We start from the raw sequence: 11,298 nt of genomic DNA, 5'->3' as shown, positions 1-11,298 counted from the left end.
TCTGTTCCGCCATTCTTCTCTTGTAGGAGCTTGACGGGTCGGAGTCGAGGAACCTGTGAAGGGGCTTCAGCTAAAGGGATAAGTTTCAGGTTTGTGTATGCCTGCGGCAGTGCAGCGATGCGACCACAGCAATAAAGAACAGCTGCGGAGTAGAATTTTCTATCCACAGCTGTTCCTGTTACTGCTTAAGCAGTAGATGTACCGGCAGTTAGAATGTTGACTTGATACTGCCCCATGTATTGCGGACAAGAGCAGTTCCGTAAATGTAGTGAACGGTACCGTTCCAGACGCGGTAAGCAAATACACTCGAGGGTGGCCATCCATCGGAAAGTCCGCGTAAGGTGGTTATGCTCATATCAGCGTTTGTGTAGGTATTCGGACCACCATTTGTGTATTCCACATTTGATTCGGATGATATTATACATAAGCCAACAGTATCTCCCGTGTCCATATACAATCCGCCAACGTCCACGTGAGTCGGGAGATTTGATCCAGCAGGTATAACATTGTCAGTTCCAAGAAGAGTCCATGCTCCAGAATTCTGTTCGAAACCATCCGCCGTACCAACTTTGTAGTATACAAATATATCACAGGATACCGAAGGAACCTCCAGATTACAATCAAAGCCAACTATTGTCAGTGGTGTTAACGCACTGACATTGAACGAATTCCCGGCAAATCCGTTATCGCGTGCGAATAGGGTCGTAAGATACGCATCGCCGTACGCATCGGTACCGTACCCATGAAAGCGATCAAAAGCATTTTCAGAGCCTGTGGTGCCGTCGTCGTCAGCGATCGCGAAGCCCGAAACGAGACATACGAGAACCAGAACAACTAAAAACAGTATCTTCATGATAACCTCCTAAGGTTAATTGCGTACTTTAGTATACAGAGCAATCCCATTCTGCCTGACCACTAGGCGGATTTATACTGATGTATTAATCATATATCATAAAAATGAGCACGATGTCAAACAAAAGGAAACTGGATTTGCACCATTTCATCAAAATAACTCAAAACAGCATATTCGACCCAAAGCCATAAGTGTTATGCTATTGACTTAGAATGCGTTACGTTTAGCATTATACAGTTTTAGACTTTTTATCATATCGAAACTATGTTCCGTCGATGAAAAGCAACAGAAACAGTTCTCAGTTACGGGATACCTTCAGGATATTAACACAGGAAGGTATCTTTTCACAGATATTTGCATGCCTTGCAGGAGCCGGCTCGGTTTTCATAACGAAACTCGCATTTTACAGGCCCAGCCAACCGAACAGGAACCTGCTTCTTCGATGAAAGACCGTTCCTCATGTCCCAGACGGAGAAGACAGCTGTGGGCTGTCCTTCTGAAAAAGATATGGGACATCGATGCTTTTAAATGCCCGAAGTGCGGAGGACAGATGAAGGTCATCTCTTTCATAGAGCAACCGTTTGTCATCAGACGTATCCTGAAACACCTTGATCTCTGGGGAGACCCAAGACCCCTGCCGGAGCCTCTGGAGCTGGTCTGCTAGCCCTGCGCGGACTACGTTCCATGGCAGGATGATGTGCCGGAGATAGAGATTGGGTGAATGCTAAGCGATCCTAATCCGGCTTCAGAGAAGAAGTGTGTCCTGATGAGGTGCTTCAAGTGAAAACCGGCATTAACTCACGCTTGCCTGAGCGTGTTTCACTCGGTATGGTTCGTTTTTGGGAGTAATTGAAAGCTGTTTTGGATGAATGGACTGCTTTTGGAACTGGTAATGGGATTGAGCAAAATCCACTTTCCTATTGCTCAAGATCCGCTACGATAAGATGGTTCGGACCTTCAGAGATGAGAAGGTAGAGGCGGTAAACCTGCAGGTGATCGAGGATGGTGTTTACACAGGGAGTTTCGGGGAATTTCTGGTTTCGGTCACGATGGATGTAACGGTTTCTGATAACCGGATTACCGATATTGATATAATTGAACAGAATGGCGGACCCGGCTACGAAGCAGAAGAGACGCTTGATCGTATCCTTGAAGCCCAGAGTCCGGTTGTTGACGTTGTTTCCGGAGCAACCGGCAGCAGCAGATGTATCATGATTGCCGTTTACAAAGCATTATCTGACAAGAACTGAAGAAATCAGATCGGGGTCTTATTTATTTTTCGCAGTGGATTACTGAAATCCATCATTGAAAGCAGGAAGGTAAAATGAACGAAAAATACGAAAATATGCCTGAAGGCAGCCTGCTGTTCCGTGAGCAGTACGCCATGGCACAATCACAGAAGAACGGCTGGACCAGATCGGTCAATACCTGGAAATGCATAACAGTCAATCTTTCGGCCACCCACCTTCAGGTAAAACTCCATGGTCTGTTCGGCTTGCTGGTCAAACCATTCAATGCTGACCTTGATCACGTAGTTCCCATTACCGATATCAGGTCGGCTGTGAAGAAAAGGAACTATCTCGGCTACAATGAAATCTCAATCGTATTCAGCCTTCGATCCGGAGGTGAGCGGGAACTGCTCCTTTACCTGAAGAGGGGGGAGGAATTCCTCAATCTTCTTAAAAGTATGATGGGTTGAGGATACCGGGTTATGCTGAAGACTGTTTCTTTTTCAGTGAGGAACCAGCTTCTTTGAATAGCACGACGGCTCCAGGTATCACAGGTATGTAGAGGATGAAGAAACGCTGAAGAAGAGTGAAAATACCGAGTGTATCTGTACTCATCACCGAAGTCATGAGAGCAGCAATATTCTATCGTGAGTATCCCTGATGATGTCACGAGATTGTGAATATTTAAAATATGTATTCTCAATGTCAGAGTTTTAACAACACATCCAGATTAACCTTACTGGAAATTTCACTTCTTCCAAGAGCGCTGACTAATGCATTAACATGTATGACCGGATTGAGATGAAGATAGAAAAACAACGCATATAGAGCTGCGCTCCTGGCTCCTGCTATGCCGTGAAAATCATGCTTGAGGATTTCAACTCCTGTTACTGGTGCATCGATATTCTCATCAATAATGAGCAATCCACTTCTCATGTGTTCTATGACAGCTCTGCAGTGTTCCAGTCCGTCCTTCGAGACAATTATCACTACATCAGGATCCATGACCCCTGCCGGAGCCGCTGGAGCTGGTCTGTGAGCCCTGCGCGGACTGCGTTCCATGGCAGGATGATGTGCCGGAGATAGAGATTGGGAGTGATTGAAAGCTGTTTTGGATGAATGGACTGCTTTTGGAACTGGTAATGGGATTGAGCAAAATCCACTTTCCTATTGCTCGAAAACGGTCTACTGCAGAGGCTGATAGGTGTGCATGAAAATTACATAGATAATATCAAGTCGATGCTCGGAATGTGAGTCTGGTCAGCTGTTGGTTTGGGAGTTATAGGTATAGTGAATCAGCTGATAAGTCTGTTATCACAATCGCTTGGAATCACAATCTCACAGGGTATTGTCAAAAAGCTTCGCGAACGACTTGCAAAAGATATTTCATGGCTTTCCAACGCTGTACATGGAGATAAGGATTCAGGATACATGATATCCCGTGTGCAGAGTGATGCTCAGAATATCGGGAGCTTCATCAGATCTATTGCAATAGTTGGAAACCAATTCCTTTTGCTGCTTGCTTCAGTCATTTTGACATGGATTCTTTTGAAGGGTGCTGTTCTTGTATTGCTGCCGACAATCATTCTGACTTTCCTGATAGGAATGCTCGCATACAGACTCATACACAAAAGATCTATGGTGACAATGGAATCTGGTGCGATTGTATTCGGCAGTGTTGGTGAGCTGGTTGATGGCAGAGAAACTCTTGCCTCCCGGGGATGGGCAGTAAGTACAGAAAGTTATTCGGCAGCTCGTACCTGTGCAGAAGCAAAAACGCGGAACAATTGGAGGCTGTTTTCACCGAGAAATGCCGCGGCATGGGTATTTCCACTTCAATACCTGTCTACGATCCGCTTGATACCGGTCAGCTCAGTCTATTTTGAGCTTTCCTTTGCCTGCTGTTACTGCCCGGCGAGTTGCATAGTGTAAAGTTTCTGGTATCCATCGGGCGGGTCAAGTGACCATGCAAGTATGCCGAATTCATCTACATGAACCTCCCAGAGGAGGCCTGAGTGTCCGGTTATACCGGGTATCTCGGCAGTGAAGAGGTGTTTTCCCTCGTAATCGAAGATATCGAAAGTCGGGGTCTCCTCGGTTCCTCTTCTAACCCAGAGTCTGCGCTGATCGTCGATTCCCATAGAATGGATCTTCCATCGGAAAGGATCAGGCTGGTAGTTCAATTGTCCGTTGGCCCCCATGTTCCTTGCCCTTGTGTTCCAGAACTCCCCTTCCTCGATTATCTCCTGTTCGTTCTTCTCGACCATCGGGATGTCCAGATCGAATTCGACGAAGACATCGCCATTAACGTCGAAGCCGGTGATATGGTACTCCTCCGTGTTCCTCCGCGCGATGAATACGTTGCCGTCCCTGTCCGATGTGAATACATTCGCGAAGTATGATTCGTTAACCAGGAGTGTGAAATCTCTGAAGTCGAATGGAAAAGTGTTCTCCCAGTATGAAATAGTCGGCTTGGTGGAATCGGATTCGAACTTGCCGACGACAGCTGTAACCATCAGCTGTTCATCCACAACATCGAACGTGTTATTGGTTCCTATGTACGTATTCGATTCCGCGGGAGTTATCCAGAGTATCGGTTCGTTTACGATTTCCGCCGTTATTCCGAGCCACTCACCTTCGGGGCTGAATGTATGCAAGCCACCTGTCTGCATATCCAGCATCACAACACGTCCGTCCGTCAGGCGGGTCATCGATAGCGGATTAACGACCTCACCAGGTCCCGTTCCCCTTCGGCCGTACATCCTGACGAATTCCCCTTCGGTTGTATACTCGCGGACACAGCAGGCTGGACGGTCAAGAACAAGGATATTTCCATCCACGGAATGTGAGGATGATTCTATTGAACCCAGAACGTAGTTCGAATCCCCGAGTTCCACACCGATGGAGTCGATGAATAGAATTTCCAGGGCTGTTTCTGTATCCTCATCAGGTCCATCTATTGCGGGTTCCGGCTGCCCGTTTCCACAGGATGCAGCCGTAAGAACAAGAAACACAGAGACGCAGATTATCAGATACTTCACAATACAATCTCCTTTTAAGTCAGTGCCTGAATACTGGGTTTAGATCGAATCAAGAATATCGAGGGATCAGGTTGCCTTATTCATGATGCCTGTCGTGCTGTAACCCGATGCCATGATGAATAATACCTGTAGCAATCCTTCCCTGTCAAATCCTGAGTGTATATTGATCACCTTGCCGCACCGAAGGATAGAATGATCCATCTTACTCAAAATTGAGATTCATTAAACCATGTAATTATCTGTTCAGTACAACGAACCTTCCAACGGCACAGTTATTACCTGATAGAACCCTTGCGAAGTAAATCCCGGAGCCAAATGAGGAAGTATTCAGATTGATCGAATGGTTTCCTGCAGACATCTCCGAATCCAGAATGGCAGCAACCGACCTTCCGGAAATATCGTAAACCGTGATAATCGCTCTTCCCGGCTGAACCAGTGTGAAATCCACCATTCCCTGAGAGGTCATTGGGTTGGGGGAGATCAGGATGTCATTTCCAGGAACCGGTTCGGTTGACTCTACTCCCAGGCCCTGACCCCATATGGAATTACGGTAATAGGCGTCCAGCAGAAGGTCTGCGTTCATCCGCAGGCCATCAAGGCCCCTGCCGGCAACCCAGCCACCCATAATATGAAGGGTATCTCCGTCCGCAAGTTCCAGAGGTCCGACAGACTGAAGGAATCTGTAGTCAAAGACAGGATAATCCAAATGATAGGGTGAATCGTAAACGAACGGGAAAGGCCCCGGATTCTGAGGTGAAGTAGCGTCCGGCGCGTTGGGGTTGCCAACCCAGCCGGACATGTATGCCGGTCCGCTGTAAAGACCGTTCAAATCATCATTTTTTCCCCATATGACGCTGTATTTTTCGATATCGGTTCCCGGGTCACTCTCCCAGTTCCACCACTCGTGGCTGATGGGTATGGGGTATCCGTAAACGTCCGAAGGTCTATCAATACCGCCACCTGCTTTATCTACCCAGACATCGAGGAGCCTCCAGCCCGCGAAACCGTTGCACATCACTGTTAACAGCGGTTCTCCGGAATCATCCTCTGAACTTCCGGGATTGTCGCTGTCCCACATGTAGCTGAGGTTTCTTGGCACAACCAGGTAAGTAGTATCGCCCACTGTATGATTGAAGTGGTAGTAAGGCATTCCCTCGGAGAAAAGAATAACACCGGATGCGGGATCTTCCCTGTAAAGAGTGTCGCTGCCTGAAACCTTTGCCAGAATGGTGAAGTGGTCGCTTACGCAGTTCTGGTCCACATCGTTGTCGGGTATTCCATCAGCGCCAATGTAGTTGTAGTGGTAGAAAATATTGTCAGGGTCATCGGGAGGAAGAGGATTGTCAGAATTCTGTCTGTATTCGAAGTCATCCTGAGTACTGGCATCCGTACCATCATCGAACCGGTACTCGAAAGTTGCGTCTGGATCGTTGCACCAGATAGCATGTCCATCGTAGTAAACCATGTCATCAAGATTGCAGTCAGTAGTATCTTTTGAGGCAATATCGCAGTCACCTTTGATGGCCAGGATAAGTCCATCCAGCGGAACACCGGGGTTACCATGTTCACTGTGATGGGTTACCGTAAGTTCCGTTGCCAGGAAATTGTCAAAGCCCGGTGTATCCCAGGTATAGTTCTGAACAAATACACCAAGACCGTACGGCTGATCGTTGCTGCTGATATCCCAGTCATCAATTCCGTATTCGGACTGTTCGGGAGCATTCGATCCCGGGGTTTCGTATATAATGGGGTAGCCTTCACTTGGCTTCAATTCCCAATAGTTGAAATAACTGCAGCTTGCATATCTATCAGCAGTACCTGCCGGTGTGATTTCCCCGAAACAGCAGGACCATAAATTACCTAGCCAAAGGTGGTTGTTCAACGATCCCGATGGCCATTCCAGTGACAGGGAATCACCCGCGGGATCACCCCATCTTCCGATATTCGAGATAGCCATGCCGATGTTACCGATCTCATGAACAGCCCATTCAACAGGCGGTCGAGCATCGGTTTGTTCAGCTGGTCGGGCAGTCCACTCCTGATTGGAACCGGAACCGATAGAGATTATCAGCAGTATCGGGAGCAGAAACAGGTAGCAGCCTTTTATTGTTGACATTTTCGTTCTTCTTCCTTTCATTCAAATCGCAAATACATGTATCAAATTACTTAATACATTAGTATACCAAAGTTGATATTAATACGCAAACGTCGCAATCCGCACCGGGAATAGATATTAAACATTCTTACATAACCGTAAGAATTCTCAACATTGTCATTTCGGATTAATCCATAACATCATTCTTTGAGTTTTTACTTATCACACCGATTTTCTGTTTGACATGGAATCCTTCACAGAGACTGATGCGGTTTTAATTATTGACAAAGCTTACACGATTACCCATTCTTATTGAGCATATGAGTGGTAAACAAGACTATTTAGAAGAAGATGATGCTCTTTGTATCATGTCCTGCGGGATTGGCCACGGTCACAAAAGGAGGCGATAATGTTCTGTTCAAAATGCGGAAAACAGCTTGATGAAACTAAGGTTGAAGATTTTTGCCCATACTGTGGAAACAGGATCAAAGCAACTGCTGGAATGACTCAGTCATACAGTACGGGTTTTACATCCGCATCTTATGGACAGGGGTCTTATGCACAGGGAGCTTATACTATCAAAAAGAAAGCACCGGGAGCAGTATCAGGACTTGTATACGGCTTGGTAGGCATATTTTTATTTGGCATCGTCCTTGGGATAATTGCTATTGTAATGGGTAACAGCGCGAAAAAGAAAGTGAGAGAACATCCAGAACTGTACACCGGAGATGGAATGGGAACAGCTGCTATTGTACTGGGTATATTTGATATAGCCTTTTTCTTATTCGTTATCCTGCCGGTCATGTTGTCCCAGTGAAACGAGAATAATCAATATAGAAATGATGCAATGTGGTTTTAAAGGAGGAGGCTGAATGTATTGTACCAGATGTGGTAAGGAGCTTCCAGAGGATGTAACGGAATTTTGTACATTCTGCGGAAAGTCTTTTTCGGAAAAGAATGATACGAGATCAAATAAGTTAATCACCTTTGCATATCTACGATCAGGTATAAAAGCTACAATAGCCGGAATATCAATTGATGAAATTGCTCACAATATCGCGAATATCTTCTTACAAGAAGGATATCGACTCGAAAGTGGATCGCCAGTCAATGGTGTTTACTCAACAGGTAATTCTGTATGTCGTATTCTGTTTGGCGGTTTTGCGAAGCGCTATAAGTTCACTATTAATATCTACCAGAATGGACCGAGTACTTCGCTAACAATATCAAGCGGCATGACAGGTATGTCAGGTGGGCTTCTTGGAGTATCAAGAATGAAGAAAGAAACGGATAGAATAATGAACCTGTTTGAGTGCACACTTAAAAACAGAAGAATGTAGTATACAATCTTATCAGGAAGCAGATAATTCTGTCCCCTTAACCGGGGGAATTTCGTTTATGGAGGACCAAATGGATACCAGAGATTACTTGGCGGAGGAAATAAACAAAAAACACTGGGACGAAGTGGCTCCGATTCACGGCAGATCGTATGACACCGAAACTCTTATTAAAGGCGGTCACCACCTTGATGCCACACAGGTAGAGGAACTTGGAGACGTAAGCGGCAAAACGATCCTTCATCTCATGTGTCATATCGGTACGGATACCCTTTCTCTCGCAAGGCTGGGAGCAGAGGTAACCGGAATCGATATCTCCTGCGAATCACTGAAAGTCGCCCGGGAGCTGGCCGAGAAAACCGGTCTGAAGGCCAGATTCATAGAAACACCTCTCTTCGACCTTCCGGACAAACTGGATGAGACCTTCGACATGGTTTACACATCAATCGGTGTTCTCTGCTGGGTTTCAGATATCAAGCAGTGGGCGAACATGATCAGCAGATACCTGAAGCCGGGTGGAACCCTGTACATGATGGAATCCCATCCATTCATGCAGGTGTTTGATAACGAAGCCACCGGGCTTACCGTCCGCTACCCGTACTTCAGCCAGGGCAAGCCCTTCGACTGGCCCGGAGACTGGCCGGACTACTCGGACGAGAACTACATCGTGAAAAGTCCCACCAGAGAATTTCAGTGGACAATGGGGCAGATCTTCAACTCTCTTACGGAGGCAGGGTTGAATATTGAATTCATCCATGAGTTCGAATTTCTGCACTGGAAGGGGCTTGAGAGTATGGAGATGTGCGAAGACGGCTTCTGGAGACTGCCGGAACCACTGAACAAAATCCCTGTCCTGTTCAGCTTGAGGGCATTAAAGGGCTAGTACACTGTCAGGCATTATCTGTCGTGTCCTGCTCGTTCTTTGATGCCCCTGCGACGTTACGGAATCAGTTACATAGCGTTGCTATGCGCCTTCTTCCGTGCCTTGCAGGAACACCAAATAACTTCGCAATCTCCCGACAACTAATACCTGACAGTGTACTAGCTTAAATCTCCATGGAATTACTATTGTCAATCCGGGGTACCATCCGAAGAAGAGAAATCGAATTAGAACTGTTTGAAAGGGTATTGTTGAATACCAATTGACACAACCTCTTTTATTACTCATAATAAACAAATGTTCGGCAGGTATTACATATCTATCACCATGCATCGCAAGCATATTGATCGTGCCTGATAGTGATTACCAGCCGGGAGATGTATGGTAACATGATTCGGTTTTACTGCCGGATCCAAAATGAAATGGACGTGGAGACATGAAGAAAACCCTGGTTACATTGATATCGATGATCCTGCTCGTTTCGGTTTCTGTGGGAACCATTTTTGCTGAAGAGAAAGTTAGAGTTACAACTGTGATGATAACCCTCACCGAAGAGCAGTTGGCGGCCGTTGAACTCAGACCTCGTGTAGAGGTGACCATCCAGCTCACCGGAGAGCAGATATCCATCATCGTTCATAACTTTCCCAGGGTCGAAGTAACTGAACTCACACTCTCCACAGCGCATGTGCGCAGAGGTGGCACGGTTTTGCTTGAATGGGACGGACGGACAGGGATTAATCCCGTTCCGACTCCCTGACCTGTTGAACATCCAGTTGTAGTAACCTGGTACCAAGCTTTAACTGGAGCCGTTCGTGCGAATTGGTACACGGTTCGTAAGAACCATTATTTGATAATGAAATCCCCCGGCCCGGCCGGGGGACCCTCATACCTTGACAATTGCGGCAACCACCACTGCCGTGTTCACGACACTTCACTATGATAGCATCCAACAACACATACCTGTACGATTCGCTCGTGAGTGAAAGGCTTAACTTCCGATTGATCCTGTTTCTTGTTTGCTCAGACACGATCGTGAAGGGGAATAAACATCCCGGCGGCTTGTATAAGAAACAGGATAATAAGTCTTTCTGTTAATTGGAGGTTCGAATGTTACCATTGATGTTTGTGGCACTGGCAGATACGATTATTGCGCCCCCGGCTGATTTGAATACGGTGTATGTACATGAGTGGGGAGCGGTGACTTTCGCTGAGGAAACAGTAATAGGGGCAGTTCCGCCATCTGATACTTTTGAGAACTTCACAACTCACAATGACTGGGATGAACCAGTATCCAGAGCCCCCGTTGTCTACTTTTACGGTGATTATTTTCAGGGTACTTTCACTGTCACGGTTCCATCCGGAACATTTATCGAAACCTGGCCTGTCCCTGAGGAGCTGACAGCCGTCGCGCCACTGCAGCTGTACAATTCTTCCAGAGCGGAGTGGACCATCTCCGGTACTTCGTGGGGGGAACCTGATGCAACTGACATTTCAGCAGTAAGGGACGAATTGAGTTTCTCCCCCGATATCATCGATATCTGGAGGTGGCCCGCATCGTTTCTGCTGGAGTTCGCCGACGGAACACATGAAAAATTCGTCTATTACGAGTGCGCTTTAACGCCACAAAACAGCTACGACTTCTATCCGGCGATTCTTACGGATGAAGGGACTGTACTGGACCCTGAATACCATGGTGAACTGATGAGGTTCATCAAACTGGACGATGGGAAAGTAGTTATCGATCCGGTTGCCGAAGGGTCAGGAGTGCGTAGAGAATTACAGCAGGCAACCGAATATGGAAATGTCCATGAAACCCTCTGTTCCTGGGCTGGCGGAACGATGAAATCGGATGAGATCAATGCC

General features: G+C 46.7%; 13 protein-coding genes. 9 read left to right on the top strand and 4 right to left on the bottom strand.

Annotated features, from left to right (window positions below; all coding sequences use genetic code 11):
- Positions 1-208: 208 nt before the first annotated feature.
- Positions 209-853, bottom strand: coding sequence for a hypothetical protein (locus K8S15_01510; GenBank protein MCD4774712.1), 645 nt, complete (start codon positions 851-853; stop codon positions 209-211).
- A gap of 442 nt (positions 854-1,295) precedes the next feature.
- On the opposite strand from K8S15_01510, the gene K8S15_01505 reads away from it, so the two are divergent.
- The 3 genes from K8S15_01505 to K8S15_01495 all read left to right on the top strand — a co-directional run bounded on the left by K8S15_01505 (position 1,296) and on the right by K8S15_01495 (position 2,552).
- A complete protein-coding gene (locus tag K8S15_01505) occupies positions 1,296-1,517 on the top strand; it encodes a hypothetical protein (GenBank protein MCD4774711.1) in 222 nt (73 codons plus the stop codon).
- A 256-nt stretch (positions 1,518-1,773) separates the two neighbouring features.
- Positions 1,774-2,103, top strand: coding sequence for an FMN-binding protein (locus tag K8S15_01500; GenBank protein MCD4774710.1), 330 nt, complete (start codon positions 1,774-1,776; stop codon positions 2,101-2,103).
- A 74-nt stretch (positions 2,104-2,177) separates the two neighbouring features.
- Positions 2,178-2,552 (top strand): hypothetical protein, encoded by a 375-nt coding sequence (locus tag K8S15_01495; GenBank protein ID MCD4774709.1) that lies wholly within the window; start codon positions 2,178-2,180, stop codon positions 2,550-2,552.
- Positions 2,553-2,787: 235 nt separating this feature from the next.
- On the opposite strand, the gene K8S15_01490 is transcribed toward K8S15_01495, so the two are convergent.
- On the bottom strand, positions 2,788-3,087 hold the full coding sequence (locus K8S15_01490; protein ID MCD4774708.1) for a hypothetical protein: 300 nt from the start codon (positions 3,085-3,087) through the stop codon (positions 2,788-2,790).
- Between the two features lie 285 nt (positions 3,088-3,372).
- On the opposite strand from K8S15_01490, the gene K8S15_01485 reads away from it, so the two are divergent.
- Positions 3,373-4,014: a hypothetical protein gene (locus tag K8S15_01485; GenBank protein ID MCD4774707.1), complete on the top strand. Its 642-nt coding sequence runs from the start codon at positions 3,373-3,375 to the stop codon at positions 4,012-4,014.
- Here the strand turns inward: K8S15_01485 and K8S15_01480 are convergent.
- Complete coding sequence (locus K8S15_01480; GenBank protein ID MCD4774706.1) at positions 3,987-5,123, bottom strand: hypothetical protein; 1,137 nt, start codon at positions 5,121-5,123, stop codon at positions 3,987-3,989. The genes K8S15_01485 and K8S15_01480 overlap by 28 nt on opposite strands.
- A gap of 235 nt (positions 5,124-5,358) precedes the next feature.
- The gene (locus tag K8S15_01475; GenBank protein ID MCD4774705.1) at positions 5,359-7,239 is read right to left on the bottom strand and encodes a T9SS type A sorting domain-containing protein; all 1,881 of its coding nucleotides are present in this window, start codon (positions 7,237-7,239) and stop codon (positions 5,359-5,361) included.
- A 388-nt stretch (positions 7,240-7,627) separates the two neighbouring features.
- Here K8S15_01475 and K8S15_01470 point away from each other — a divergent pair, with 388 nt between their 5' ends.
- The 5 genes from K8S15_01470 to K8S15_01450 all read left to right on the top strand — a co-directional run.
- On the top strand, positions 7,628-8,035 hold the full coding sequence (locus K8S15_01470) for a DUF4190 domain-containing protein (GenBank protein ID MCD4774704.1): 408 nt from the start codon (positions 7,628-7,630) through the stop codon (positions 8,033-8,035).
- 55 nt (positions 8,036-8,090) lie between these two features.
- Positions 8,091-8,558 (top strand): hypothetical protein, encoded by a 468-nt coding sequence (locus K8S15_01465; GenBank protein ID MCD4774703.1) that lies wholly within the window; start codon positions 8,091-8,093, stop codon positions 8,556-8,558.
- 70 nt (positions 8,559-8,628) lie between these two features.
- Entirely contained in the window at positions 8,629-9,438 is an 810-nt protein-coding gene (locus K8S15_01460) for a class I SAM-dependent methyltransferase (protein MCD4774702.1), read from the top strand.
- A 433-nt stretch (positions 9,439-9,871) separates the two neighbouring features.
- Positions 9,872-10,192 (top strand): hypothetical protein, encoded by a 321-nt coding sequence (locus tag K8S15_01455; protein MCD4774701.1) that lies wholly within the window; start codon positions 9,872-9,874, stop codon positions 10,190-10,192.
- Between the two features lie 350 nt (positions 10,193-10,542).
- The coding region (locus K8S15_01450; GenBank protein MCD4774700.1) for a hypothetical protein at positions 10,543-11,298 on the top strand (756 nt) is incomplete at its 3' end.

The organism is Candidatus Aegiribacteria sp., assembly GCA_021108005.1.
In the GTDB taxonomy this organism is placed as follows: domain Bacteria; phylum Fermentibacterota; class Fermentibacteria; order Fermentibacterales; family JCC-6; genus Aegiribacteria.
The sequence above is the reverse complement of the archived record's forward strand: the minus strand, read 5'-3'. Positions and strand labels throughout refer to the sequence as shown.